The following is a 23,477-nucleotide window of genomic DNA, read 5'->3' on the forward strand; positions in this document are numbered from 1 at the left end:
CATTGCTTTAGAAACTGTAGTTAAACACACCATGAGAAGAACACTAGTGCCGCTGGAGGGAAACAACTGGCAATGGATAGACGTGGAAGGCCCCACCAAAGAGGAGCTGCAGGAACTGGCGGAAGCGTACGGCCTGCACCGGACTTCTGTCATAGACTCGCTTCAGCCCGAGCACCTGCCCAAATACGAGGTTATCGGGGACGGTGCCTTCATGATTGCCCGTGTCTATGATGCGGGGGCGCATGGGGAAGCCGACACCATCCAGGAGCTGACAAACAAGATTGCCATCTTCTACTCGGGCAGATACATCATCACCATACACCGGAGCCCCTCCGACCTGATTGAGCAGGTTAAAGCAAGGTACACCGACACAGGAGCAGTGAAGCAACCGCAGGACCTGCTCATCAGGCTCATCAAAGCCGTTTTCAGCACCTATGAAACGCCGGCGCACCGGCTGGCCGAGGAGTTGGATTATTACGAGGAAAAGACATTCCTGAACCAAAAGATGCCGCCCCTCACGAAAGGCCTCTATCACCTGAAGCGGAAAGCCACCGTGTGCCGGCGGGTGCTCCGCCTGTCGGAGGTCATTCTGAGTAACATGCAGCAGATAGGGTTTCAGCCAACGGAAATCCAGGATCTGAAAGATCTGTACGTGCATGTGGAGACGCAGTTTGAGGAGGTGAACGACGGCACCAACAACCTGATAAACACCTATATCTCCCTTTCCTCCCAGAGAACCAACGAGGTGATGCGGGTGCTCACCATCTTCTCCGCCTTTTTCCTGCCCCTCACTTTCATTGCGGGTGTCTACGGGATGAACTTTGCGTTCATGCCCGAGCTGGGGCAAAAGTACGGGTATCCTGCGGTGGTTGCCGTGATGCTGGTGGTGACCCTCTGCATATATAAGTGGTTCCGACGGAAAGGGTGGCTATAGAAAGGCGGGCTCAGGCTATGTTTGGTTTTATAGCCATTGCTGTTCATCAGGATAACAGAACTTTACACTTTTTGCCAAACCGCCTGGAAATACCCCCCGCTCTGAGACATCCTGCGGTGCGCGTCAAAAGCATCGGATTCTTCAATAAGGCTGAAGCTGCTCAGCATCGCCTCGTAATCACTAAACCTGATAGGTGTCACCACCCAGGAGCTTTTGGTGCTTTCCTTCCCATTGCGCGCCTGCAGCAGGTAAATGTATCGGCAGCTGTCCTGAATGTAGCTCAGGTAGTTTTGCACGATGTCGGGTTCCATTTCCCCAAAGCTTGCCGCATTCCAGAACAGGTGAAACGGAAAGGTCTTCAGCAGTGGAAACTGCCAGTTCCCCAGCAGGTGCACCTTCCCCTTCTCCACGACCTCTTCCAGGCTGGTCACACCCAGTGTCCGGCTTGAGGGAACAATGCTGTGGTCTCCCAGCACCTGGGAGAGATAATGTTCACACAGGTAGAGCGGGGCGGGTAAGTCAAAGCAGAGGACGGTGAGGTCGGGGTACATCTTTTTCAGCACCTCTACCTGAAACCCGGAGCCGGAGCCTGTCAGCTCCCCTGAAAACAGAACTGTTTTGAAGTAGAGAAAAAGCTTTAACTTTAAACAGTTATTTATGAAGAGAAAGAAATTTACCCCTCAGCAGATCGCCAGAATCCTGAAGGAGTTCGAGGCAGGCAAGAGCGCGGCAGAAATCAGCCGTGAGTACGGCGTGAGCCAGGCAGCCTTCTACAAGTGGCGCCAGCGCTACAACGGCATGGACGCCACCGAGCTTAAGCGCTTGAAGGAGTTGGAGGAGGAGAACCGCCGCCTCAAGGCCATGTACACCGAACTGGCCCTGGATTTGAAAGTAGCCAAAGAGATTATCGAAAAAAAGGTACTGTCTTAAAAGTCAAGGATCTTTTTTAGATTTTTCTTATCTTTCCCTTACCTGAAAGAGAGCTCCTGGCCGACAGGTGCTGGATGCTCATCTTGTGTAGCCTTGGCAAAAGCCGGGGCTATTTTGTTTTTGTCAGCTGCGCTGACACCTGAAAGAGAGGCTCCGGCCTCTAGGCTTTGGATTATTTCTTGTGCTTGCTGCTGGTATTTGTCCTCTGACCATGCCTCATCTTTCTTCCATAGGGTGTACATCAGGATCAGCAGCTTCTTCTGCACGGCCACGTAGGCAACCATCTTCTTTTTCCCCTTCCCCGTCAGCCTCTCATAAAGCTCCCGGCAGACCGGCACCTTCAGGCTCACCGCGTTCAAGGCCGGCATGTGCAGTGCCCGCCTGATGTGGCTGTTGCCCTGCTTGGAAATCTTCGTCCTGCCATTCCGCTTTCCCGACTGGTTCTCCACCACGTCATATCCGGCGTAGCTAGTGAGCTGCTTCTGATTAGTGATGAGGGCAAAGCCGCTGGTCTCAGCAATGATGGTGACCGCCGTCAACAGGCCCACCCCTTTGATGGTGGTGACTTTCTTTATCTTATCGCTGAGTAAGGGGTCTGCCTGGATAGTTGCTGCTATTTCCTGTTGGATGGCCTGCAACTGTGCCTCATATAGCTGGAGTGTCTTGCGGAGCCTTCTTACCGTGCCCTTGCCCTGCAGCATGGAGTGGGACTCGGCATGGAGGCGGTTGTTAACCTCCGTGCGCATCTGCTGGACCTGCTAATGTTCCCGTGTGAGCTTACGCAGCAGAAAGAGCTGTCGGCTCATCGGCTGCCAGGGCGCCAGGTGAACTTGCTACCTTTTACTGGAGGCTTTTTCTTAGGCAGATTTAAATAAAGGTTTAAATTTGACTACTATGAACAGACGTGAATTTGATGCCTCCTTCAAGCGGATGGCCATTGACCTCTCCTACGCCAGAGGTTCGGTAAAAGAGGTAGCTGAGGAACTGGGAATAGATCCCGGCCGGTTGAGCAAGTGGCGACAAAAGGACAGCCCACTAGCCCGGCCCACCGAAGGGCTTACGGACGAGCATAGGGAGATAAAGCGGCTGCAAAAGGAGCTGAAGGAGGCGCAGTTGGAGCGTGACATCTTAAAAAAACGTGAACTCGGGAATTAAGCCAACGTGAACTCGAGAATTAATCTTTGAAATTTACGCTTGCAGAGCTCTTAATATGAATATTGGTTGATGTATTCTTCTATTTTGGGAAATACAGTCTACAAATGCCATGACACTCACGATTACTTAGTGATCAAATAACTGTACAAATGATTGTAAATCAATTATTTATATATGGTTTAATTCCCGAGTTCACGTTAAAAAAGGCCATCAGCATCTTCTCCAGGGGAGACGGGCGGTATTCGGATTCGTAAAAGAGCACCGAAACCAGTTTCCCGTTGAGAGGATGTGTAAGGTGCTCCAGGTAAGTACCAGTGGCTACTATTACTGGCTCAAGCATCCGGTGGGGGTGAGAGCAGGCAAAGAACAGGAACTAGTCGAGCAGATTAAACAGGTTTATGAGCAGAGCAAACGCCGCTATGGCTCCCCCAGGATTGCTGTTGAGCTCAAAGAGCAGGGAGTTCACGTGTCGCGTCCACGCGTGGCCCGCCTGATGCAGAAGCATCAGGTCAAGAGCATTATACGCAAGAAATACCGGATGCAGACCACCGACTCCAGCCATGCATACACAGTGGCGGAGAACCACCTCTCCAGGGATTTTCAAGCGGCAGGACCGGCGGAGAAATGGGTATACGACTTAACCTATATCAGAACCGGGGAAGGCTGGCTGTACCTGACGGTGGTACTGGATTTGGCCGATAGAAAAGTGGTGGGTTGGGCGCTGAGCGAGACAATGGAGGCGGAAGCAACCACCGTGGCGGCCTGGCAGATGGCCATCAGGAACAGGCCCCTGTCCCACTCCCTTTTGTTCCACCTTAACCTTTCCTGCTTCCACGGACCATCTTGTAGGGGATACATATCGGTGGGTACTTATTTCAAGCCTTTCCCCACCAATTGTTACGCGCAGGTATATTGGCAGTAGATTATCTCTAGTAGTCTTTGATTTCCTGCCATAAAAAAGAATACTGATTTTAGTGTCCATACAACTCCTCCTTTTATGAATAAATTTAATATTCTAATCAAGGCTTTACAAGATGTACAAAACCTGTACATCTAACTGAAAGTCTTATAGTTACAACAAATTCGGGTACCCAAAAATATAGGCGTTCGGGTACCCGAATTTGCTCCCTTACGATAGAGAATAATTGAACATTTAAGGAGGGGTGTAAAAGCAAAAAAGCCCGTAAATCAATGATTTACGGGCTTTTAGCTCTATTTGATAAAGTTATTAGTGGAGATGCAGGGATTAACCATTTTCTTCCAAAAACGGCTTATATACTACACATAGGCATCTTTTAAGAAATGGTGTAACGTATGGTGTAACGCAGCTTACACAACTCATGCACTTTAGTACAGGTTTTGCCTTTATCTTTGCACCATGCTGATAGACCTGATCATGCGCAACCAGAAGTAGTGCAGCTTCCAGCGCAATGGAGAAGATATAGAGCTTAAAAAGGAAGAGTTTCAGGAGTTGGCTTATAGTCTATGGAGTATGTTGATTTGAATACCGGCTTCGCACTGATGGGATTCCCAGACTACCGGGAGTTCAAAAGAGCAAAGCAGCTGTGCATTGATAAATTTAAGTTTATAGCCTATGCCGGTGAGTTCAGCCACTTGCGAGAAATCCAGGCGAAGCATTGGGTTAGGACCGTTCACAACGGTTACCAAAACTATACCATCCCCCTGCAGAAGTATGATAACCACACGCCAGGTGTAGTAACTCCGGATGGTGTAGGCTCAGGGCTTCGCAGCATGGCCACGGCCGTACAGGAGCTGGAGCGTAAGACGCATTATGAGGTTAAGTTTGTGATAGTTGTTAGAAAGTAAAAAGCCTACTTTTCGAAGTAGGCTTTTTGTTGTTTGAAACCCTCTTATTTGTATTAGACTGCCCCCGGTAAGCAGGGATTGCCTGTAGAGGAAGCTGGTTTTAGCCCCAGCAGTACTTTGACTCTTTCTGCACATTCGGTAGGTGCACAATCAACCGCAGCTTGATTGCACCACATATCAGCTTCGAACTCATTACGGATTACGGTTGGGTCAAGCGCAACGTCATCGCCACGAAAACACTTACCTTCAAGAGCTTTTCTACAAGGGAGACTCATCACAGCGTCTAAAGCCTCCCCAGTAAGTGCAGTAGCTTCTGTTTCAGCTTTTAGCACCACCTGCCCAACAGAGCTGCTCATTGGGGTTACCTCCTCTTGCTCAGTGCAAGAATAAAGAAGACAGCCTATCATAAACACAAAGAGTACTACATTTTCTTTCATAACTAAAATTGTCCAAATTGATACAGTTGATATAAGAGCATGGCAGGGGCTGAGCACAGCAGAAAGCGCAGAATCAAGGTTTGCGCTTTACCTATAGAGTTTCTTTACTTACGACTTTATTTATATTTAATATAACTTTATTAGTATAAAAGGGTAGAGCAGGGCAAAGTAAGGGTAAGTGTATAGAGTATTAAGACAAACGATTGAACATGAAACCATTTGATGAACTCACTCCCCGTCAGCAGTTCTACAGGAAGAACATCCCCCGGCTAATCATCTATGGAAGCTTTATGGTTGTCCTGGTGTGGAGTATGTCCCAGATGGTAGAGCAGCAGGAGCAGGCAAACGCTTCACTGCAACACATTGAAGATACTATGATGGATTTTTACTTGGAGACGAGGGAACAAACAGATACTGTAGGTATGGCTGCTTACATGAGAGAGCACCTCTCACCGGAAGAATATGAGTTGTGGCTGAATGAGACAGAAAGAGAAGGATTCTATAAATAAAAAATTATATCTTATCTTTCTATTATTCAGTATAAGGCGTTATGCATAAACGTTCACACATGAAAAAGCTCTACCTTATTCCTTTTCTGTTTTTGTCTTTACTTATTGGATGTGGTGAAACATCTGAAGACCCAGCGCCAACAACAGACCCAGATACTTACCTGCAAAGCGTCAATACTTATCTGGCAGTATACGAGTACGGTAAGCCAAGCTCATATAAAAGAAATTGGGAATCTACTGTTTTCAATCAGGAGGGTGATACCATTGAGACAGTGTTAAGAGGGGAACATACAGTAGATCCTTCCAGAAGCTTTGAAAGGACTGTGAGTTATACCTATAACAACGGGAAGATATCAGAGAAGACAATCAGTTCTTTACTTGGCGGAACGAGAAGGCTTGTCTACTCCTACACCGGTGAACGGCTTTCAACCATCACGATATATGGGCAAAATGGAATAACAGACATTCAGGAGTATGAGTATTCAGGAGGGGGCAAACCAAGTAAAATGGTTTCTAAATCTTCCGCTGCTGATAAATACCCCACCATCCATGAGTATACCTATGACGGTAGAGGCAATATGATTGGTGAGGAGACTACCTATACTCGCGATAATGCCGGAGGTAAAAAGATGTGGGAATACGATTCTAAAAACAATGTGACCAAAGTGGCATATCTTTCAAAAGGTGATACAGAAGCTGTGATCTACAAGCTTTCTGAATACAAGTACGATGGGGACAGGATAGCAGAGAATGAGTTCTCTACGTTGGGTACACTGAACTTTCAGAAGCGTGTATATCACTATGATGACAAAGGCCAGATTACCACTGTAGATGTTTACGAAGAGACAGACCATCACTCCCGAAACTATGAGCAGAAAGCTGTTATCTCTTATGAATACAATTATGAGGACAAACAATAATTCCGGCAAGGTAGGATATAAAAGCAAAACCACCCCAAAGGAGTGGCTCTGTACAGGGAGTCAGAAAGAGAATCTATTTTGATAGTATGTCATCAGGTGTCAGCGGCCCATGCTTGAGAATATACCGCTCGATTATTTGCCTGTGAATATTAGCAGCACTTTGAAGCCTCATGATATCTGCCTTTAGCTGTATGTTCTCTACATTGAGTTTGTGACATTGTTGGTAAGCAAGAGCATGAAGCCTGGATTGACGGGGAATTATGTCTGCTATGTTTATCAGTGTAGGCTCTATTCCCTTGGGCAAATCAGGGTGTCCCATCGCATCCAACAAATCCGTCTGCAGTTTATCGGTTGATGACTTTAATGCTGCCAGGTATTGAGCTGTTACCATCTCGTATTCCTGCATGCTCTGTCGTAGAGCTTCTTTTGCTTGACTCTTTTCTTCTTCTGGTGTCATATCTAATATTTTATATATTGTAATTTACTAATTCCCTGTGAGTTATCAGCCTCCGTTTGCTCTCAGTATTTCGTTTGTTGAGCCTATTTTACTGTCAATCGACTTAAGGGAGCTGGTGTGTTTTATCTGCTCTGACAGCTGCTTGTCCTGCCGGGAAACGACTTCCACAAGCCTTGCCACTGTCTGCCGGGTGTTGACCTCAATCTGTTGGCTCACCTGGAAGTTCATGATGGTGTAGCGGTGCATGTCCCGGATGTCCGTGGCCTGTTGCTGATAGATGGCCGTTTGTGGGTCTGTGCCGGTTTGTACACGCATCATCTGCTCAATTCCTGCCACATGCAAGCGTATCCCGTTAATGGCACCTGCCAGGACCGTACCTGTCTGCTCTGTTAGAGAGGCCCGAATCGCGCCTTCAAGGGAGTTCTGACTGCCGCCGCCTCCGGTCGCTGAACCGAAACCCTGTCCGGTGATTTTCTTAAGGCCTTCAAACTGCTCCTCTGCGTTATCCAGGATACTTTTGAAAACCTCCCTGAGCTTCTCAATCTCTCCATCGTCGAGCGTTCCCCCGCTTTCGGTGTACTCGGCCAGCTGGTCGTAAAACTCTTTCAAAGGACCTTCAAGAGCAGACATCCTGAGACTTTGGATAATGGCATTTCGCATCAGGTCCTCAAAATTGTTGGCAAATATCTCGGCACTGCTTAACCCCTCCCGGAATCCGTCTGCAATGGAGTCAACTATGCCGCTATAGGTGGAGCCTGTCACGACCTCCTGAATCTTTGCCCTGTAATCTTCCAGTTGATCCTCTAACTGCTCATAGGCTGCAAGCAACTCTTTAAGCTGCTCCACATCCCCCTGAACAGCACCTTTTGCCAGGGCCTCATAGATACCGTCAATCTCTTTCTGGTTAGCCTCAAGGACCTCTTTCAGCGATTTAAGTACCTGGTCCGGTTCACCTGGTGTGGTGTTGCCGCCTCTGTCCGGTCTGCCGCCCGTTTGCCCTTGGATAGTTTCCATCAGCTTTTTAAGCTCAATGGTATACTCTGTTATCCTGGTGCGTCCGGTGCGCGGGTCTGTGAACATGGTTTCCAGGCTCAGGTCATTAAGCTTGTCGACGATTTCCATCAGGTCCTGAGTCAGCATCCCTATTTGCCTGCGGTAAGCTATAATTTTGTCAAAGCCCAGTGCCTTGTCTATGATTTCAGCCTGCCGCTCTAGCTGCCGGTTCATCTCCGCAATAGCGCGGGTGGTGGCATCTAGCGCCCGTTTTCTTGCCTCCTCTGCCATGCGCTGCTTTTCGGCTGAAGAATCGAACATCTTTATCAAACCGGAGACAGCAGACACAGCTCCGGATATACCCTGCACGATGTTACCGCTTGCGAATCCTGCGAATGCACTCGCAGCGTTACCGGCCACCCCTGCGATATCAGAGACAGACTGCAACATTGCAGATAATTGCGGGTTAGAAGTCTTCAGGGAGGCCGCTAGTTCACCAAAAGAAGAGGCTGCTAACTGTGAGTACTCTGCTATTTCTTCAGCATCCTGAGCCGCTTTATTGGTCTCATTCAGGTAGCCTTGCGCTTGCCCCGCTGCATCCTGAGCCGCCTTTCTTTCTACAGGTGTAAGGTTCGGGTCATCAAGCATCTGCTTCAGCTCTTTTACCCTCGCTTTCAGTTCCTCACGAGTCAGGAAGGTAATATCCTTCATCGTCTTTTTATAGAACTCTGTCTCCTGAAATGCCATGTGCTTAAGGGCCTCCATCTGCAGGTCTTTGCGCTCATCAAGCATCTTCTTCTGTGCCTCCAGCTTCTCAGCATTCTCCTCTCCCGGGAGGTTCTTTTCTAGCGTGGCGACATCTTCCTGATACTGCTTCTCAATTCTCAGGCGCTCATCTGCAGAGGTCTGGTGAGCATCAAGAATCCGCTTGTAGTTCTTTATATTCTCATCAAAGGCCGCATTGCGGATCCGCTTTTCCTCTTCTGCCTCTCGCTTCAGCAGGTCTTTGTAACGCTCCGTCTGTTTTGGTGTCAGCTGGTCAGCTGGGATGGCACGAACAGAAGAAAGAGCATCCTGTATCTGCTGCAGGTAGGTTTTGGCGATATCCAATTGCCCCTCAAATTTCGCTTTAGCTGCCTCTTCGCCAAATGCCCTATTCTTCTCCCCGAAAACTTGAATATACTCCTCATACTCAGCATACAGCTGCTTTTGCTCATCTAAGAATTTCTTAAGTGCTTCCGTTTCCTGGTCATAGCGTAGGTCAGCAATAGCCCTGTCCCTGATTGGGTCCAGTACCTCCACATTGATTTTAAGAGTGTTTTTAGGGTCCTTGTTATACTTCTCTATGTCGAAAGCAATCTTTTTAAACTTGTCCCTTACGGCCTGTAGTTCGGCATCATCCTTAGAGAGTGATTTGCGGCCATACTCCCTGTCAATCTCTGTGATACGCTCCATCATGTCCCGGTAAGCCTGCACCTCATCATAAGCGTTTTGCTCCCGGCTCTCCTTTTTGCGCTTGTTCAGAATCTTGTCTATCTCTGCCTGGATTTCATCTGCCTCTTTGAGTAACCTGGAGCGGTCTGCTTTCTGCTCATTACTAAAGGGGACGATGTTCATTGCCTTGTCACGAAGCGCATCTGCTTTAGCCTGCATTTCAGCAATGGAGAGAATCTCATCCCGGATACGCTTCTGTTCTACTAATGCATCCGTCTGCTTCTGTACATTGGTGAGCACGTTCTGAGTGGCCTTCGCCTCTTCGTCTATGGCTTTTTTCCTGCGGGTAATGTCTGCAATCTGGTTTTGATTAATACCCGCCTTACCGATGGCCGCTTTGAGTTGCTCGTCTAGCTCTTTAGCTTCCTTTTTGAGCGCATCCCGCTGTGCCTTCAGGCGCATTTCAATCATTTTAAGCTGTGGTGTGTTCAGCTTATCAATCTTATCCATGGAGGTACCTAGTTCCTGTGCAAGCTTGTCTGTGAGTTCGGTAACTTTAGATACATCCATTGCACCGGGGTTAAGCAACTGCCGGAAGAAGCCTGCAACGCTCTTCTTTGCATTCTCCCAGGTAGAGGCCATGTTGTCGGTTTTCTCTCCGAGCGTGTCAACAGCCTCCCCGCTCTTGGCCATCTCCCGCTCCATGATGTTACCCACTGACTGCGCAAAGTCCCCGGTCTTCTCAATCTCTTTCTGGAGTTCTACCATTGAGATTCCCAGGTTATCCAGGATTTGAGGTGACTTACGGCCTAAGCCTGTCACAAAAGATTGCACCAAGTAATCTACCTCTTCCCCTGTGTCCTTAGCACGTTGCTGCGCAAAGGCCAGACCTTTACCCAACACATCCATAGGTATCTTGAAGTTGGAAGCCTTTACAGCATTTTTCATCAGCTCCAGGTCACTCACTGTTCCCCTGGTAGCCTGCCGTAGCTTCTCCAGGTCTGCTGCGCTGCCTATTCTGGAGAAAGCAAGTTCAACGCCTTCCGCTTCTTTTGCTACGCTGAAGAGTTCCTTTGCAAGCTCGATAGCAGACTGTATGATGCCCACAAAGCCCAACGCCCCGGCAATACCTATAAAGGTGCTTTTCAGGTTACCGGCGAGGCTATCACTCTTTTTGATAGCTTCACCCATGCTATCAAAGCCGGATTTGCCAGCGTTAGAGAGGCGCTGAATCTCGCGGTTCGTTTCCTCCAGTCGCTTGTTATACTTGGCCAGGTTCTGTTCATTGGTAGCCTGAGAGATGCCTTGCCGGTATATCTTAGCGGCTCTTTCCAACTGGCCTAATAACCCTAGTTGCTCTTTCATTGGTCTTCCCAATGCATCAAAGCCCCGCTTGCCAATGTTGCCGATTTGCTGAATGGTTTTCTCCAGCTTCTGCATTTCCCCATTGTAAAGGGCTATGACTTTCGGGTCTGTGGACTTCTGAACAATAGCGCGGTAAGAGTCCATCTGAATCTGTAGCTGCATGATGGACTTGCGCATTGCCTCAGAACTCTGTGTAGCCCCGTCAAAGGCTCCCTTACCCGCTGCCTCAGCATCTTTGAAAGCCTTTATGGTTTGATTGATAGCATCCCGTTGCGCCAGGATAGCTTTGTTCGCCTCATCCCCCTGCGTCTCGGACTTGTTCAGGAACTCGGTTAGTCCCTGCTCCATCTTTTCGAGTTCGGCCAGGAACTGTTGTGTGTCGATGGAAGCAACAAAGCCTAAGCTGTTGCCTCCGGTGATGTCTACTGCCATAGGTTATCTAGTGATTTGGGTATTACCCCTTATTGGTTGGTTTTTGTACTAATCATTGTAACACGCTATGTATTTAACATAACAGTAGTTATAAGCGAAACCGCCTCTACTGGCTCCTGTGGGGGTGCTTTTCGGGCTTTTTTTGTTGTACTTTTCCGTTGTGCTTATCTGCCGGGGTAAATTGGCTATGGCATCAACTGCCTGATGTAAGCTGCTCTCTCTTGCTGTTGCTTTAAGTATTCCTCACTGTAGCCCTCATCCATTTCCATCATGGCCACATAGCGCAATGCATCGAGGGAGTGGTTCCAATCATCAATAGGCTGGTTTAACCATTTGCCGTTCTTGTCCTGCTGCCACTTGTAGTTCTTCAGCTCTTTAATAGTATTCAGGGAGCGCTCCGTTACGTGGATCTTCTTTCGCTTCAGGATGTCTATGCCATTCTTCACACTACCGGCACCCTTCTTTACAGGGTGGATGTTTAAGCTCATTTTGCGTAATTCCTCAATGCTCTTAGGCTCTGCGCTGTCTGCATAACCTTTTACATTCAGCATCTTCTGCTCTTTGAGCTTCTTTGCTATGTCAGTGTTGAGCAGGTGCGTTTCATACACTAACTCATCTATCCAGACCATGTTACCACTCCAGTAAATGTCAAGTACAGCTGTCACGTCATTAGTATAACCGAAATCAAGGCCGAACCTCCTTTTGTGAGTTTTAACAAATGCCGGTAGCTCTTTTACAATTTCCCACTTTTCATAAACCACTCCTTCCAGCTTCGCCCTCTTGCCTAGGCCGTATATCTCCCAAAGGTTTTTATCTGCCGTACCTGCTGCATAGTTTGCTTCAGTAGGCTCATAAGACAATATCTTTCGTCTGGAGTTAGCAGGCAGAAAGTAATTATCCAGCATTGTGCTGTGTATGTACTTTGCATCAGGACGTTTGCACACATTGTCATAAATCCAGTGTTCATCTGCTGAAGGGTTGTAATCAAGTATTGCGAAGCCGCTGCAACGCTGTTCTAATTGGTCAAAGTCTGGTTTGTAAGATTCTACTGCCTCATTAATCCAGAATGCATCAGAGGCAAAGCCATGTACTTTCTGAGTATCATCAAGACCGATAAACCAGAACTCTGTGCTGTAAAGCTTATAGATTTTGTTCGTCTTGTTAAAGCACTTGTCATCATAGAGGCCGTACAGCTTCAGTACATTGATGAAATCAAACAGCACTGTGGCAGTTATCCAGGTAGCTTTTAAGCGTCCTATGGCAACCCTTCTAACTCTGCCGGGGTCGAGGTCATACTGCTCCTGTGCATAGGTAAGCCAAAACTGAATAATGGAGAATGTCTTTGAGGAACGGGAACCTCCCTCCAGGACAAATACTCTGTAGAGGTTAGAGGAATAGGCCTCATACAGCTGCTCAAATACCTGCGTGGCCTGCAGTTCAATCTCCGGCTCCTGTGCTTCCTGCATCTTCTTTATTAGCGTGGAATATCTTGATAGAAGCTATGCGTTTGATGGGTTGCCCCTTGCTGGTAAGGTCCATCTGAGCCGGTGCATCTATGCCCAATATCTTGCAGCGTTTATCAATGCACCACTGTATACCAGAGAGGAAAGAGGGGTTACCATAAGCCACTATTTCGGCTTCTGTGATTTCTCTGTAGAGTTTTTCCTTTGGTGTTTTCGCTTTGCCAGATACTTTGATAGATTTCTTTTTGTGGTCTCTAGCTGATTTCTCCCATGCCTCCCAATAGGTTCTTTCTAGCTTATCCAGCTTCTCCAGTTCAATGGTTTTGCGTTGGTCGATGTCGTTTATCCGGTCGGCGCTCCACTGCTTCAGAAGCGCTCTAATGTCCTTAGAAACGGTGTTGTGAGTAACAGTATACCCGTTACCCACTGTCTCACCAATAAGCTTAGCAATAGAGCGCGTGGAATAGCCCTTAATATAGTATTCTGCAACTATATTGCGGTCTCTCTCAACTATGTTCGGCTTTCTTGCTGCGCCCATTCTGTAACTCTCTATAGTGTAATTATGGAAGGCTCTGCACCATCTCCTGAATCTTTCTTTTTTCGGGGTGCCCTGGTCTTTTTCTTCAGCTTCTCCACGTCTTTAAAGAGATTTGTAAGTGTTACTGCCATCTTCAGCTGCTCACGTTGGTAGGTGTAGAATTGCTCCCATAAATCATTATTGTAGGCTGTCAGCTCCTCGTTTGTTGGGGTCACTGCATGGCCACTATCTCCCAGGGCACTGGCAAGCCTGGAGGTAAGCAAAGCGTACTGCTCTGCAAGGTCGTTCAGGAGGGATTGGGTTGGTGCTGCGACTGTATGGCGCTTAAAGTGCTCTTCTACCTTCCACTTAATTAACTCCGTTCTCATCTGGAGCAGTTCTATTTCTTTCTTACGCTGCTGTGCTGTCTGGTGTATGTTCATCTTTGGGAGTTTCTTTGAGGGTGTTTAAATACTTCAGGTCTTCGAGTTGGGCCTGTTCTATAGCCTCTCTGGTTTCGGGGGATTCATGAATTCTGGCCGCTTCTGCCGTGGCTTTGGCCGGCCTCATTTGGGAGATGATGGGTAGTGCCCAGACTGCAGGGGCTTTCTTTCTTACCTGCTCTTCAGAGTTCATTACATGATTCTGTCTAGGAGGTCATCAATCTGTTTCTGTTCCGGTGATTTTGTCTCTACTTTATAATCCCGGTACTCCGGCATGAGGTTGTCTAGCAGACTATCTACAGAAACATTAAAAGCTTTCCGGACCTCTTCGCACCATGCATCTATACCATCATGTGAGGTAGGGAGGGGCTTGTCTTTATAAACTTCTTTGGGGATGTCTGAGAGGCCTGCAGCTATCTTCTGTTCAATCGTTGGACCTTTGCTCTCCTGGATAGTTTCTATCAGGTCCTGTGCCCACTGAGGCAGTTGTTCATTATGTTCCATGCGGTTAGAGGTTATAAGGGTTAGGGTTCTTCATTTTCTGCGCTAACCATTTCACTAAATCAGGCCTGAAAGAGACAGTAGCCTCCTCGGTTTTATGGAACAGCTGGTTGAACTCTATAAGGTTGTAGGAGCTAACCGATACCTGTGCTTTTCTCAGTAGCGGTAAAAATTCATTCATTGCATCTGCTACCTTCTGGAAACTATCATAAACAGCGAACTCTTCCGGGGTTGAAATGTATGTTCTGCAATATGCTTCTCGAAAACTTTCTTCTGCATCTGCCGCTAATACAGGCTCACCATCTACATAGGAGATGAGATCCAGAGGAAAGGGACTATCTGTGCCATCAATCCCAGGCTTAAAGGTTAGGTTATTCAGTTCATACACCGCCTTCCGGAAGGGGTTGAACAGTTCCCCCGTACCTGCTAGCATGTTCTGCTTTATGGCCGGATTTGGGATTCCTAGCTTATCTACTGTAGCCTTAGCATCGGCCATGTACTTGGTATAGATACGCTCAATGCCACCGGAGACAATGCTCTTTAATACAGTATCATCAAAGCTACCTTGACCTAAGGCGTTGTATGCTGATTCCGCTGTTTTGATTTTCTCAAATACTGCTTTGATAGCCCTGTTAAATGAGGCGAGGGGCTGCAGGTCTTCTTTAATGAGAAGCCGCTTTTGTGGTTCTTTCTCTTCCATTCTGTTATGATTGATTTGTTGTTTAAAAAGCACGTTTAGCCTGTGTTACGGGATGGGGCAAATTTTTTTTATCCTTCCGGTAGCGGCACAATGCAGTCTTGAAAGAATCGTAGTTGCTGAATTTCCTGAACCCGAAATGGTTTATTCGCAGCTCCTCAGTGGCTTCATAGGTCTGCTCTTTGGTCTTATGCTTCTTAGAGGCTACGCTTTCGAGATACGCCTGGAAAAATCCGACATTATCTGACAGTCTTATGATTGAGATGTGCATGAGTGTGGCTTTTTGCTTGCAGTAACTATTTGTTCTGAACCTGAACTAAGAGCGGAAAGGAAGGGGGTTGAAAGCGCTCTATATTCTAATCCTTAAATATATAAATATTATTCGACAATAACAAATAGTTACGGGCTTAATTTCCTAGTGTATAGCACTTTATTTTTTCAGCCTCTTATAACTATTTTACTGGGATCACTTTCGAATCCTACTGGGATCACTCAGGACCGGACATAAAAAAAGCCCCCATTCCGGAGGCTTTTCACTATACAGTTAGCATAACCTTTGTCAGTAAATATCTCTAGGGAAAACCCTTGATGCTTGTGCTGGCTGTAGATCTGCTGCAGTAGTGCTATCAAGATAAATGCAACTGTTAAGCAACATAGTGTCTGTTACAACTTTTTCTTCATGATTATTTAAGACTATATGACAGGTGTTGGCGCTATTTCTTTTTCAGGAACTGTTATCTCTTCTTGCTGTTGATCTTCCAAATACATATCCATCATCAAAGACTTATCACTTATCTGCAGTAAATCTTGAAGATATTCTTTTATTGCCATTAGAATAAAAGCTGCTTCCGCAAAGATAAATATACCCAGGTAGCTTATCATCAAAAGAGAGCTACCGTATGAACTCAAGGATACATTCTGAAGTACACCATAACGAGTAAGATCACTATATTTACGATGTCCAGAAATTAGATCTTCCACAACATAGTTGTAAGAAAAAGCTGATGACAATGAAAGCAAAATCAAGATTCCTGGAAGAGCGTTATAAATTTTGGATGTTGTTGCTAAGTAACGGTTTCTTATACCAGACATCTCTAGCTCAAATAATCTTACTTGCTTTGCTTCTTCACTACTAATCGATAATATTTTGGCATAATCTGTTTTTTGAATATTTATTTTTTGCTTCTCCAAGTAATATTCAGGAAAGAAAAACTTGGCAATACGGTGTCTTGAGTAGAATATATAACCGAGAAGCAGAAAACAAAATAATGTAGTATAAGTAGAAAAAACACCTTTTTGGAATTCAAAAACAGGAATTAACCCAAAAGAAGTGATGGGAATTGGAAGTGCTGCAACCACAACTGACCAAATGCTCATATAATTTTTGAAGAATTGAGCAAAGTTCTTTGCTCTCGTAGGATCAGTAATATTTTTTTCGAGAGTCATCATATTAAATTTTATTGGGTGGTATAACTCCAATTAATGGTTTGCACAAAACATAAGAGAAGACGTACCCAAAATACAATTTTTAACTATTATGTGGGTTATAGTAATGGATATTCTTCTTCAAAAATTTCTCTGAGGATTTCTACTGAGTATGTATTTACCTTTCCAAACCGCGCATCAGGAACGGTCTTTACTTCCAGGCCTCGAGCACGTGACATAGCAGCGGCCTTTTTACCCAGGCGCACAGCATCCTGAATAGGGATATGATGATGGTGTATCCGGGCGTAACCAAGGATGGTAGCACTATCCCCTTCAGTGAGTTGGTGCTGTACAGTTCGCTCCAGCTGCTCCATGCGCTGCTGCATTTGCTGCATCATCTGCACTACCCCATTTTGCAGGACATTTGCTAGCTGTTCTTTTCTCAGAAAATACGCCCTAGCCTCTTTTCCTCTTGCAGTGCCTTCCACCATACTTAACTCTTTGGCCGCATTGATTGTAAGGCCATACTCTATTGCGTTATGGCCTCCTCTCTTTGCTTCACCAGATGGTGTAGCAATGGTGATGTAATCAACGCCGTGCTCCAGCTGGTACTTTTTCGCACGATGCTTGAACCAGTCAGTAAAGCGCTTCTTGTTGCCCAAGAACTTATGTAGCCTGCTAGCCGGAACAAGCCTCTGCCCGTTTAACTCTTCCTCTGAGAAAGGTATCAGTTCTTTTGTGTCGTTTGCCATCGTAATTAGTGCTTTTAAAACTTGAATTGGTATTGGGATCACACTTGCGGGAAACCCGAAGGGGATGAAGTCTTTCCTTTTTTGATGTGCTTTAGGAAAGCTTCATATTCCATGAAGTCCATCGGCGAAGCGTTGCTTTTCGTCATCTCTTTGGTAAGCCCGCAGAAGTTATAAACCTTGTTAAGCGTAAGGCCAGTGCCGCGCTTATTGTAATACTTGATATGCCCGAAGTTTTTGTAGTACTCAATGTTTTCTGCGGTGCTCCTGCCGGGGTCTATCAGGTTACTGAAGGATAGGAAGAAGTCGCAGTTGTCCAGTATCTTTCCTGAGCCTCTGACATATTCCGAAACATCACGCATGTAAGGCTTTGCATCCTTGGTGGTGTGGCATATCAGGATAATGAACAGGTTCTCCTGATTGGCCAGGTCCTTGAGTTCTGCCGTGTGCTGCTCAAACCGCTCATTCTCCGAGCCCTTGCCGCCCATCATACTCAGACCATCTATCGCAAGAATCTGCACCGGCCCATACAGCTCCTTTGTCCGCTGCAAATCCTGATAGTACCGCTCTGCGGTCATTTTGGAGACGTTGGAGAGAACAAGTCCATCGCTAAGTCTTTTAGCCGCTTCCTTCATCCTTTGCTTCAGCCCCTCCTTATCTTCTTTAACCCATGACCTGTAGAAAACACTGGGTGCCATTCCGTTCTCTGGCGGGAAGGAAACATCCAGCGTTCTATTAATCATCTCCACCTTCCCCATCTCCATGCTGCTGTAGATGGCCCGGGCATCGTAACTGATGATGTTCTGGGACACAACGTTCAAAGCGCCATAGCTTTTCCTGGTACCTCCTTTGCCAATAAAGGCCCCAACGCGCCCCTGAAAGTTGAATTCCTGATCAGCGTTTATTTCATCGAATAGACATGTAGTTGGCGTCGGCTCCGTCGTGTAGTAATCCGCCCACTCACTGAACCAGTCCTGGAAGTTCTCTGCACCTGCCTCAGACTTAATTTCTTGCTGTTTTGCAGCTCTATTAGGAAGCGTTTTCTTAAAAGCTGAACGTACTATTTGCTCCACTTCAGAGAATGGCAGCGGAGGTTGCGCTGAACGGTTTATCAAATCCAGTAGCTGCACTATATGTTCTTCGCTCAGAGTAGAACGGTCGAACAGCATAGCAGCCTGCTTGAAAAGGTCGTTGTTCCTGCTGCCTTGTGAAGGTGCGTAGAAGCCTCCGAACGCGGCGCTTTTACCCTGTGCAATGTTCTTATTCTTGTAGTCGTTGAAATCAAAGTCCAGTGCGTATTTCCATAATCCACAAAGGTCCTCATTCGGCATCAGTGCTGAGGGGTTAAACGTGAGCCGGAAAGGTCTAGGCTGCTTTGCCAGTTCCCTTATCTCATCTAGTGTCAGGGTATTCAACTCGTTATACGTAAGGCCTATCTTGTACAAGCCGCCTTTGTGGTTTTTGGAGTTCATCAGACGAAAGATGCGGTTCGGGTTATAGATACTTAAATCCATTTCGTTAAAAATCCGCTTGCTGCATCGCTTGTAACTCTCTGCCGCCACCTCCTCTATGTGGTCCATTGTCACCTCAAAGCATTCCATCAAAACACGCACAGCCAGCACATTTATCCTGTCTGCCATATCCTTACGTATTCCCAACCCCCCGAACAAGTTCTGGTGCAGTCCAACATGAAAACCCTTGCCCCCTGAGAAAGATATGAACAGGTCGTTAGGATGCACGTTCAGCATGTTGTACAGAAGCAGGCAGAGGTTACGCGCCATGTCCAAGGACTTCTGCTGGTCTGTGTCGTTGTCAATATCGAAGTATAGGAACTTACAGAAATAATTCCCTTTGAAGCCGCTTACAGTTTTGGTTAGCTTCACATGCTCGTAAATCGAGTTATCAAAGCCGAACATAGAGATATAACGCTCTTCTGCCGTAGGGCTCAAGTCAATATCCACTTCCTTTAGAACTGTGGCGCGATGGTTTAGGGCGGTGCAGTATTCGTAGTTCATCGTGTGTTTCGTTTTAGCCAGGTGAGAAGGGTAAGGTAGACGGAAAGGTTAGATGTTATTTTCTTCCAGTTGCCCATGTTGCGGAGCATATCAACTACGGGGTCAATCCCAAACTCTCCTACCACAGAGAGTATCTGCTTTGGAAATGGTTGTTGCTCCATCCGCCGGACGTTGGCCAGTAATTCATCCTTGTTGTACCACTTGATGAAACTATCCCAAGTCTCCTGGTCTTCCGGGGAAAGGGATTGGTATTGTAGCTGTACTTCCTGTGCATGGAGTTGAGCCTTTGTCAGAGGGGTAGATTGCACAGAGCCGACAGGCGATCTATTTGTTTTATTGTTTTTATGTTTTATTGTTTTATTGTTTATATATGACTGTAATGCTTCTGCAATAGCTTTGACATCTGCTTCTGCATATGCTTCTACAATAGCTTCTGCAACTGCTTCTGCATCAGCTTTGGCATTTTTTGCATAAGCATTTGAGTAGGATTCTGCTATTTCCTCCTCCTGTTCCACAAGAGAAATCCGGTTGCAGGTATACTGGTTTTTGCTCTTCTCCACCCACTCAATAAAGCTGTTATCAGCCAGGAACTGCAGCCCGTTCTTGTAAGTTCTCCAGTCTGTGACCCCTAAGCATTCCATGGACTTTTCAGTTTGGATATCGACAATTTTCTTCCATCCGCAGGCATTTGCGCGCTCGATTATCCAGAAGTAAAGCGAGGTGTGGATAGGCTTGGCCTGTGGGTTTTCATAGGCAAAGGAGAACCACTTGCGGGACAGTAAAAATGTGTTCATGTGCAGGTTTTGCAGGTGATGACTATAAGGGTGATTTATGGAAGGTGTTATCGAAGTCTACACTGGAAAGGGCTATTCAAGCTCAAGCCGTAGGTGTGGCACGGCAGTATCTGATGTATCCGGACTTGTTTTCTCCTGCTGAGGCTTTGTATGTTCGTGGGAATATATCAGCAGCTCCGTCTGTCTTTGCGGGCTGTTGAAGTGCACAGGCGCTGCGTAAAGGATTGCCTGGTCTTTCCGGACGTAGAGGCTGTAGTCGTCCATTGTCTCATCACCGGGGTCTTCTGTAGCCCATCTCTCAAACATCATTGCATCCAGCTCTGTGTAGGTGAATGTTCCGCTGGGACCTACGTAGTTGTCCTCTTTCAGCACGTAGACCTGTTGCAGCGGCACGACGTACTGCGTCTGGTTTCCTTTCTCGTCGACGGTGTTCAGCTGGATATTCACCGGGGCGTTTAGTACTTCTTCAGGCAGCGACAGGGCCTGCTCTATCATTTGTTTTAGCGTTAGCATAGGTTAACTTTTAAAGTGAAAGGTTGTTTAAAATGTTACTCGTTGGGGTAAAAGTAGGCGCGGTTTATGTCCTCAATCAGAAGCTGATATTGATGGTAGACGTCCTGCCGTTCCTCAGGCGCCAGGGCCCGGTTATAGGACAAGAAAAAAACCGTTAACTCGTTGGCGAACACTAGCACGCCTTCTTTGATGATGTCCTTCTCTTCTTTGTAATCTTCCAGGTCTTCATCATCCTCATCATCAAAGTCAACCTCTGTGTGCGGCAAAGCCGTCTCTACTGTCCTGCCGTTGATGGCACTGCCTTGCTCAGGCCTGGCACCAAGCTTGTAAAGGACGCGCTCCAGGGCCAGCAGAAACTCTACTGTCACTCCGGGTTCTACTTCACCTCCTGCGACTGGCTTCAGGAATTTTAAGATAACTGTGATGGCGGCATCACGCTCTTCCGGAGTGAGGTGCACAGGCGGGTCCAAGGGGAATTCTGCTGTATCTGTCATGATGCGATTTGACTATGCAGTGCCCTCATATCATTTAAGGCCTTCGTCAGCTTCAGCAGCATGTTTTCCAGTGCTTTTGCCTTATTTCCCTGCGGGAAGAGGTAGAGGTCCAGGTTTAGCATCTTATAGCAGGGGGAAGTGGCAAACTGGCTCATGCGGCGTTGCTGCTTTGAGACTGGGCTTTCTGAGCATCACGCTGCCGCTCTATTTTCTTTAAGTTCTTCAGCAGGCCGTGCATTTGGTTAAAGTAGTAGTTGCAGTTTTCCCGATAGCTTCTCGACATGCCCTGCTCATTGGTTAGGTAAGAAGTGTGGAGTTCGACTAGGTAGTCATCTAACTGCTCTATGTGGTCCTCTTCAACGCCTAAGAGGTGGCTGATGGCTTTCTCTGCTGAAAGCTCCTGAGCACTATGCTGTGTACTAGTTGCTGTGATTTCCATAAGTTTAGAATGTTTAAAGGAGATTAATTGATTTACATTTCCCGGCTCAGGCGGCGTTGCTGTTCAGTTCTTCGGCACTGTCCTTGGCATCCCGGTACACTTTGCTGCGCTGCAGTATCGTGTTTATCAGCTGCCAGCGATAGTAGCAATCCTCCCGGTCTTTGGCCTCATCCAGCCATTCACAGTGTGTGACATAGTAAAGTGTGGCCTTCTGGAGATACTCTATGCATCCTTCCAGTTCCTCCTCGTCAGCGACAAATAGCAGGTCCCTGACAGCCTTATCGTATTCTTTATCTTTATCGGTTATGATTTCCATGACTCTGTTTCTTTTAAAGGTTTTCAGTTTGATTGTAAGCTTAGACTTTGTCAAAGTCTATAAAGCCCCCGCCCTTGAGTATGGCGTTCCGCATCAGGCGAAGTGAGCACAGCAGGTTAGCGTAATAAGGACCATTATAGGTGCCTTCTGTCACGAAATACTCTGTCAGGTAAGTAATACTGTCATCCAGTTGCTGTGCCGTCCTTTGCCCATCAATGGCTGCAAGCAAAGGGCCTACATCGAATGTACCGTTTACTGACTGTCCGCATGGGAAAAGCGTGGACATAGATTTCTCAGGCTGCTCCAGGGTAGCCTGTGCTGCTAATGTTTCCATAATTGAATTTATTTATAGGTTTAAACTAATTCATTCGTTGAGGTAAGCTTCAAAATCCAAGTTCATGCTGTGTTACGGCCCACCATATTGCGGCCTATCCATTCGTCTATTGCTTTCACCGTGACGCGGTAGGCGCTGCTCTTCTCCCCCACCCCAACCCGAAAAGCCGGAAGCCGCTTAGGGTCGTCTTCACTCAAAGCTATGTGCCGGTACAATGTCTTCTCACTCAGGCCTAAGTGTTTGGCTGCCTCCTCCACCGTGATGGCGATGGTGTCTGGCAGGGAGATGTTCTGAAGCTTTATCATTGTGGATAATTTTTATAAATGCTTGTATATAAATTACACTTATACCCGTATGATGCTCTAAGCAGCCTTATCTCCTGCCTGCTCATGTAGGTAGGCCATCCGTTCGCGGTACAGTTCCGGGTTTGTCTCCAGTGCTAGTGCCTCGATGTAAGGCCAGTACTTGGAGGTGTAGCGCTCATTGGCCACTGCATCGCTGATGGTAGCCTTATGTGGAGCCTTACCTGTTGCAGCCTTCACCCGCTCAAGGATGGTAGGAATGAACAAGTCCGGCATTAGTTCTCTGACGGGAGTAGATTTGCTTGTAGCGACCATCATATTTTTTAGCTTTCTTTGTGAGTAGTAGTAGTTTGTTTTTCAAATATACGCAACATTTGTTGACATGGGCAATATTTGTTGACAAAATTTAAAAAATATTTTTTATTCTTCTTATGTCTGGAGCTTATTCATCCCCTGATCACACCCAAACACCTATTAATGAACGCATTAAACTCATTATAGAAGAGTATAAGCATACACCCAGTTCATTTGCAAGATCTATTGGATCCAGTAGACAAACAGTTACTAATATCATAGAAGGAAGAAATAAGCCAAGTTATGATTTTCTATTGTCAATATTAGTTGCTGAGCCAGATGTATCTTCCGATTGGTTGATGAAAGGAGAAGGGCATATGTTAAAGAGTCGGGCGCAATCGGAAACTCACTCTATAAATTTTGATAAGGAATTTGAAGAAATAAACCTCAAATGGAAAAACTTGTTAAAAGAGGCTTATACCTCAACTAATGAGAAAGAGTTCCATGAGTTAATACTCGAGTATATGAGCCTTGTACAAGAAGAAACTCTCAGTCTCCTTAAAGCTATCAAATATTTTCCTATACACCTCTCATCTTTAGCTTACCATGCCGAATATATGAACAACATAATAACCCGCAGGGTCAGAGCAATGGAGGATGAAAAAGAAAATAACGAGAAGAAAAAAGACATAAAATAGATTGCATTACTATAAAAAAGGCACCTTAAGACCCGCAACATTATTAGACAATTTAGAGCAGGGAAGAACTTTACAACTAATAATAAAGAA

Annotated in this window: 31 protein-coding genes and 2 pseudogenes; 8 read left to right on the plus strand and 25 right to left on the minus strand. The window is 46.4% G+C overall.

The window, feature by feature from the left end:
• The first annotated feature begins 31 nt into the window (after window positions 1–31).
• Entirely contained in the window at window positions 32–934 is a 903-nt protein-coding gene (locus E1919_RS19135) for a magnesium transporter CorA family protein (protein WP_162055028.1), read from the plus strand.
• A 62-nt stretch (window positions 935–996) separates the two neighbouring features.
• Here E1919_RS19135 and E1919_RS19140 read toward each other — a convergent pair whose 3' ends face one another.
• The gene (locus tag E1919_RS19140) at window positions 997–1,593 is read right to left on the minus strand and encodes a putative sugar O-methyltransferase (RefSeq protein WP_317168245.1); all 597 of its coding nucleotides are present in this window, start codon (window positions 1,591–1,593) and stop codon (window positions 997–999) included.
• Between E1919_RS19140 and E1919_RS19145 the strand changes: the two are divergent.
• Window positions 1,592–1,858 (plus strand): annotated as a pseudogene (locus E1919_RS19145) (transposase); the annotation flags it as partial. The gene E1919_RS19140 and the pseudogene E1919_RS19145 sit on opposite strands and share 2 nt — an antisense overlap.
• Before the next feature lie 44 nt (window positions 1,859–1,902).
• Here the strand turns inward: E1919_RS19145 and E1919_RS19150 are convergent.
• A complete protein-coding gene (locus E1919_RS19150) occupies window positions 1,903–2,610 on the minus strand; it encodes a transposase (RefSeq protein WP_162055031.1) in 708 nt (235 codons plus the stop codon).
• Between the two features lie 148 nt (window positions 2,611–2,758).
• On the opposite strand from E1919_RS19150, the gene E1919_RS19155 reads away from it, so the two are divergent.
• Complete coding sequence (locus tag E1919_RS19155) at window positions 2,759–3,019, plus strand: transposase (RefSeq protein WP_162055032.1); 261 nt, start codon at window positions 2,759–2,761, stop codon at window positions 3,017–3,019.
• A 172-nt stretch (window positions 3,020–3,191) separates the two neighbouring features.
• Window positions 3,192–3,941 carry an IS3 family transposase gene (locus tag E1919_RS19160; RefSeq protein ID WP_237144653.1) on the plus strand — a complete coding sequence of 250 codons (750 nt, stop codon included), beginning with the start codon at window positions 3,192–3,194 and terminating at the stop codon, window positions 3,939–3,941.
• Here the strand turns inward: E1919_RS19160 and E1919_RS28115 are convergent.
• Window positions 3,888–4,001 (minus strand): annotated as a pseudogene (locus tag E1919_RS28115) (hypothetical protein); the annotation flags it as partial. The gene E1919_RS19160 and the pseudogene E1919_RS28115 overlap by 54 nt on opposite strands.
• Window positions 4,002–4,504: 503 nt before the next feature.
• On the opposite strand from E1919_RS28115, the gene E1919_RS19165 reads away from it, so the two are divergent.
• A complete protein-coding gene (locus E1919_RS19165; protein WP_162055033.1) occupies window positions 4,505–4,846 on the plus strand; it encodes a hypothetical protein in 342 nt (113 codons plus the stop codon).
• 53 nt (window positions 4,847–4,899) lie between these two features.
• On the opposite strand, the gene E1919_RS19170 is transcribed toward E1919_RS19165, so the two are convergent.
• Window positions 4,900–5,283 carry a hypothetical protein gene (locus E1919_RS19170; protein WP_162055034.1) on the minus strand — a complete coding sequence of 128 codons (384 nt, stop codon included), beginning with the start codon at window positions 5,281–5,283 and terminating at the stop codon, window positions 4,900–4,902.
• A gap of 209 nt (window positions 5,284–5,492) precedes the next feature.
• Here E1919_RS19170 and E1919_RS19175 point away from each other — a divergent pair, with 209 nt between their 5' ends.
• Together E1919_RS19175 and E1919_RS19180 are read left to right on the plus strand one after the other, a co-directional pair.
• The gene (locus tag E1919_RS19175; protein WP_162055035.1) at window positions 5,493–5,792 is read left to right on the plus strand and encodes a hypothetical protein; all 300 of its coding nucleotides are present in this window, start codon (window positions 5,493–5,495) and stop codon (window positions 5,790–5,792) included.
• A gap of 59 nt (window positions 5,793–5,851) precedes the next feature.
• Window positions 5,852–6,712 carry a hypothetical protein gene (locus E1919_RS19180; protein ID WP_162055036.1) on the plus strand — a complete coding sequence of 287 codons (861 nt, stop codon included), beginning with the start codon at window positions 5,852–5,854 and terminating at the stop codon, window positions 6,710–6,712.
• A 73-nt stretch (window positions 6,713–6,785) separates the two neighbouring features.
• On the opposite strand, the gene E1919_RS19185 is transcribed toward E1919_RS19180, so the two are convergent.
• The 21 genes from E1919_RS19185 to E1919_RS19285 all read right to left on the minus strand — a co-directional run bounded on the left by E1919_RS19185 (window position 6,786) and on the right by E1919_RS19285 (window position 22,713).
• Window positions 6,786–7,169, minus strand: coding sequence for a hypothetical protein (locus E1919_RS19185; protein ID WP_162055037.1), 384 nt, complete (start codon window positions 7,167–7,169; stop codon window positions 6,786–6,788).
• 45 nt (window positions 7,170–7,214) lie between these two features.
• Window positions 7,215–11,393: a hypothetical protein gene (locus tag E1919_RS19190; RefSeq protein WP_162055038.1), complete on the minus strand. Its 4,179-nt coding sequence runs from the start codon at window positions 11,391–11,393 to the stop codon at window positions 7,215–7,217.
• Window positions 11,394–11,578: 185 nt separating this feature from the next.
• Window positions 11,579–12,859, minus strand: coding sequence for a PBSX family phage terminase large subunit (locus E1919_RS19195; RefSeq protein WP_162055039.1), 1,281 nt, complete (start codon window positions 12,857–12,859; stop codon window positions 11,579–11,581).
• Window positions 12,831–13,394, minus strand: a complete 564-nt coding sequence (locus E1919_RS19200) for a hypothetical protein (RefSeq protein WP_162055040.1) — start codon at window positions 13,392–13,394, stop codon at window positions 12,831–12,833. Before E1919_RS19200 ends, E1919_RS19195 begins: the two co-directional genes overlap by 29 nt.
• Before the next feature lie 11 nt (window positions 13,395–13,405).
• Window positions 13,406–13,816, minus strand: a complete 411-nt coding sequence (locus E1919_RS19205) for a hypothetical protein (protein WP_162055041.1) — start codon at window positions 13,814–13,816, stop codon at window positions 13,406–13,408.
• Entirely contained in the window at window positions 13,785–14,009 is a 225-nt protein-coding gene (locus E1919_RS19210) for a hypothetical protein (protein ID WP_162055042.1), read from the minus strand. Before E1919_RS19210 ends, E1919_RS19205 begins: the two co-directional genes overlap by 32 nt.
• Window positions 14,009–14,320, minus strand: a complete 312-nt coding sequence (locus E1919_RS19215; protein WP_162055043.1) for a hypothetical protein — start codon at window positions 14,318–14,320, stop codon at window positions 14,009–14,011. Before E1919_RS19215 ends, E1919_RS19210 begins: the two co-directional genes overlap by 1 nt.
• Before the next feature lie 4 nt (window positions 14,321–14,324).
• Entirely contained in the window at window positions 14,325–15,017 is a 693-nt protein-coding gene (locus tag E1919_RS19220; RefSeq protein ID WP_162055044.1) for a hypothetical protein, read from the minus strand.
• A gap of 22 nt (window positions 15,018–15,039) precedes the next feature.
• The gene (locus tag E1919_RS19225; RefSeq protein ID WP_162055045.1) at window positions 15,040–15,285 is read right to left on the minus strand and encodes a hypothetical protein; all 246 of its coding nucleotides are present in this window, start codon (window positions 15,283–15,285) and stop codon (window positions 15,040–15,042) included.
• Between the two features lie 422 nt (window positions 15,286–15,707).
• On the minus strand, window positions 15,708–16,463 hold the full coding sequence (locus tag E1919_RS19230; protein WP_162055046.1) for a hypothetical protein: 756 nt from the start codon (window positions 16,461–16,463) through the stop codon (window positions 15,708–15,710).
• Window positions 16,464–16,558: 95 nt separating this feature from the next.
• A complete protein-coding gene (locus E1919_RS19235) occupies window positions 16,559–17,191 on the minus strand; it encodes an antA/AntB antirepressor family protein (protein ID WP_162055047.1) in 633 nt (210 codons plus the stop codon).
• Window positions 17,192–17,229: 38 nt separating this feature from the next.
• Window positions 17,230–19,203, minus strand: a complete 1,974-nt coding sequence (locus E1919_RS19240; RefSeq protein WP_162055048.1) for a primase C-terminal domain-containing protein — start codon at window positions 19,201–19,203, stop codon at window positions 17,230–17,232.
• A complete protein-coding gene (locus tag E1919_RS19245; protein WP_162055049.1) occupies window positions 19,200–19,997 on the minus strand; it encodes a hypothetical protein in 798 nt (265 codons plus the stop codon). The genes E1919_RS19240 and E1919_RS19245 overlap by 4 nt, the downstream gene beginning before the upstream one ends.
• A 72-nt stretch (window positions 19,998–20,069) precedes the next feature.
• A complete protein-coding gene (locus E1919_RS19250) occupies window positions 20,070–20,510 on the minus strand; it encodes a hypothetical protein (protein WP_162055050.1) in 441 nt (146 codons plus the stop codon).
• Window positions 20,511–20,545: 35 nt separating this feature from the next.
• A complete protein-coding gene (locus E1919_RS19255) occupies window positions 20,546–21,004 on the minus strand; it encodes a hypothetical protein (protein WP_162055051.1) in 459 nt (152 codons plus the stop codon).
• Window positions 21,001–21,159, minus strand: a complete 159-nt coding sequence (locus tag E1919_RS19260) for a hypothetical protein (protein ID WP_162055052.1) — start codon at window positions 21,157–21,159, stop codon at window positions 21,001–21,003. The genes E1919_RS19255 and E1919_RS19260 overlap by 4 nt, the downstream gene beginning before the upstream one ends.
• Window positions 21,156–21,443 carry a hypothetical protein gene (locus E1919_RS19265; protein ID WP_162055053.1) on the minus strand — a complete coding sequence of 96 codons (288 nt, stop codon included), beginning with the start codon at window positions 21,441–21,443 and terminating at the stop codon, window positions 21,156–21,158. Before E1919_RS19265 ends, E1919_RS19260 begins: the two co-directional genes overlap by 4 nt.
• Window positions 21,444–21,489: 46 nt before the next feature.
• On the minus strand, window positions 21,490–21,759 hold the full coding sequence (locus tag E1919_RS19270) for a hypothetical protein (protein WP_162055054.1): 270 nt from the start codon (window positions 21,757–21,759) through the stop codon (window positions 21,490–21,492).
• A gap of 40 nt (window positions 21,760–21,799) precedes the next feature.
• The gene (locus E1919_RS19275) at window positions 21,800–22,093 is read right to left on the minus strand and encodes a hypothetical protein (protein WP_162055055.1); all 294 of its coding nucleotides are present in this window, start codon (window positions 22,091–22,093) and stop codon (window positions 21,800–21,802) included.
• A gap of 62 nt (window positions 22,094–22,155) precedes the next feature.
• Window positions 22,156–22,398, minus strand: a complete 243-nt coding sequence (locus tag E1919_RS19280) for a helix-turn-helix domain-containing protein (protein ID WP_162055056.1) — start codon at window positions 22,396–22,398, stop codon at window positions 22,156–22,158.
• Window positions 22,399–22,455: 57 nt separating this feature from the next.
• Complete coding sequence (locus E1919_RS19285; RefSeq protein ID WP_162055057.1) at window positions 22,456–22,713, minus strand: hypothetical protein; 258 nt, start codon at window positions 22,711–22,713, stop codon at window positions 22,456–22,458.
• Between the two features lie 113 nt (window positions 22,714–22,826).
• Here E1919_RS19285 and E1919_RS19290 point away from each other — a divergent pair, with 113 nt between their 5' ends.
• Window positions 22,827–23,387: a helix-turn-helix domain-containing protein gene (locus tag E1919_RS19290; protein ID WP_162055058.1), complete on the plus strand. Its 561-nt coding sequence runs from the start codon at window positions 22,827–22,829 to the stop codon at window positions 23,385–23,387.
• Window positions 23,388–23,477: the final 90 nt, after the last annotated feature.

Origin of the sequence: Pontibacter pamirensis (assembly GCF_010015475.1) — a bacterium.
GTDB classification, from domain to species: domain Bacteria; phylum Bacteroidota; class Bacteroidia; order Cytophagales; family Hymenobacteraceae; genus Pontibacter; species Pontibacter pamirensis.

Bases quoted from the DNA above. Each gene is read 5' to 3' on its own strand.
- E1919_RS19195 (WP_162055039.1), bottom strand. From the start codon at position 12,859: ATGCAGGAAGCACAGGAGCCGGAGATTGAACTGCAGGCCACGCAGGTA.
- E1919_RS19280 (WP_162055056.1), bottom strand. From the start codon at position 22,398: ATGATAAAGCTTCAGAACATCTCCCTGCCAGACACCATCGCCATCACG.
- E1919_RS19175 (WP_162055035.1), top strand. From the start codon at position 5,493: ATGAAACCATTTGATGAACTCACTCCCCGTCAGCAGTTCTACAGGAAG.
- E1919_RS19255 (WP_162055051.1), bottom strand. From the start codon at position 21,004: ATGACAGATACAGCAGAATTCCCCTTGGACCCGCCTGTGCACCTCACT.
- E1919_RS19250 (WP_162055050.1), bottom strand. From the start codon at position 20,510: ATGCTAACGCTAAAACAAATGATAGAGCAGGCCCTGTCGCTGCCTGAA.
- E1919_RS19220 (WP_162055044.1), bottom strand. From the start codon at position 15,017: ATGGAAGAGAAAGAACCACAAAAGCGGCTTCTCATTAAAGAAGACCTG.
- E1919_RS19155 (WP_162055032.1), top strand. From the start codon at position 2,759: ATGAACAGACGTGAATTTGATGCCTCCTTCAAGCGGATGGCCATTGAC.
- E1919_RS19205 (WP_162055041.1), bottom strand. From the start codon at position 13,816: ATGAACATACACCAGACAGCACAGCAGCGTAAGAAAGAAATAGAACTG.
- E1919_RS19285 (WP_162055057.1), bottom strand. From the start codon at position 22,713: ATGATGGTCGCTACAAGCAAATCTACTCCCGTCAGAGAACTAATGCCG.
- E1919_RS19290 (WP_162055058.1), top strand. From the start codon at position 22,827: ATGTCTGGAGCTTATTCATCCCCTGATCACACCCAAACACCTATTAAT.
- E1919_RS19170 (WP_162055034.1), bottom strand. From the start codon at position 5,283: ATGAAAGAAAATGTAGTACTCTTTGTGTTTATGATAGGCTGTCTTCTT.
- E1919_RS19230 (WP_162055046.1), bottom strand. From the start codon at position 16,463: ATGATGACTCTCGAAAAAAATATTACTGATCCTACGAGAGCAAAGAAC.
- E1919_RS19245 (WP_162055049.1), bottom strand. From the start codon at position 19,997: ATGAACACATTTTTACTGTCCCGCAAGTGGTTCTCCTTTGCCTATGAA.
- E1919_RS19235 (WP_162055047.1), bottom strand. From the start codon at position 17,191: ATGGCAAACGACACAAAAGAACTGATACCTTTCTCAGAGGAAGAGTTA.
- E1919_RS19240 (WP_162055048.1), bottom strand. From the start codon at position 19,203: ATGAACTACGAATACTGCACCGCCCTAAACCATCGCGCCACAGTTCTA.
- E1919_RS19210 (WP_162055042.1), bottom strand. From the start codon at position 14,009: ATGAACTCTGAAGAGCAGGTAAGAAAGAAAGCCCCTGCAGTCTGGGCA.
- E1919_RS19150 (WP_162055031.1), bottom strand. From the start codon at position 2,610: ATGCGCACGGAGGTTAACAACCGCCTCCATGCCGAGTCCCACTCCATG.
- E1919_RS19270 (WP_162055054.1), bottom strand. From the start codon at position 21,759: ATGGAAATCATAACCGATAAAGATAAAGAATACGATAAGGCTGTCAGG.
- E1919_RS19265 (WP_162055053.1), bottom strand. From the start codon at position 21,443: ATGGAAATCACAGCAACTAGTACACAGCATAGTGCTCAGGAGCTTTCA.
- E1919_RS19260 (WP_162055052.1), bottom strand. From the start codon at position 21,159: ATGAGCCAGTTTGCCACTTCCCCCTGCTATAAGATGCTAAACCTGGAC.
- E1919_RS19190 (WP_162055038.1), bottom strand. From the start codon at position 11,393: ATGGCAGTAGACATCACCGGAGGCAACAGCTTAGGCTTTGTTGCTTCC.
- E1919_RS19180 (WP_162055036.1), top strand. From the start codon at position 5,852: ATGAAAAAGCTCTACCTTATTCCTTTTCTGTTTTTGTCTTTACTTATT.
- E1919_RS19275 (WP_162055055.1), bottom strand. From the start codon at position 22,093: ATGGAAACATTAGCAGCACAGGCTACCCTGGAGCAGCCTGAGAAATCT.
- E1919_RS19185 (WP_162055037.1), bottom strand. From the start codon at position 7,169: ATGACACCAGAAGAAGAAAAGAGTCAAGCAAAAGAAGCTCTACGACAG.
- E1919_RS19200 (WP_162055040.1), bottom strand. From the start codon at position 13,394: ATGGGCGCAGCAAGAAAGCCGAACATAGTTGAGAGAGACCGCAATATA.
- E1919_RS19225 (WP_162055045.1), bottom strand. From the start codon at position 15,285: ATGCACATCTCAATCATAAGACTGTCAGATAATGTCGGATTTTTCCAG.
- E1919_RS19215 (WP_162055043.1), bottom strand. From the start codon at position 14,320: ATGGAACATAATGAACAACTGCCTCAGTGGGCACAGGACCTGATAGAA.
- E1919_RS19165 (WP_162055033.1), top strand. From the start codon at position 4,505: ATGGAGTATGTTGATTTGAATACCGGCTTCGCACTGATGGGATTCCCA.
- E1919_RS19135 (WP_162055028.1), top strand. From the start codon at position 32: ATGAGAAGAACACTAGTGCCGCTGGAGGGAAACAACTGGCAATGGATA.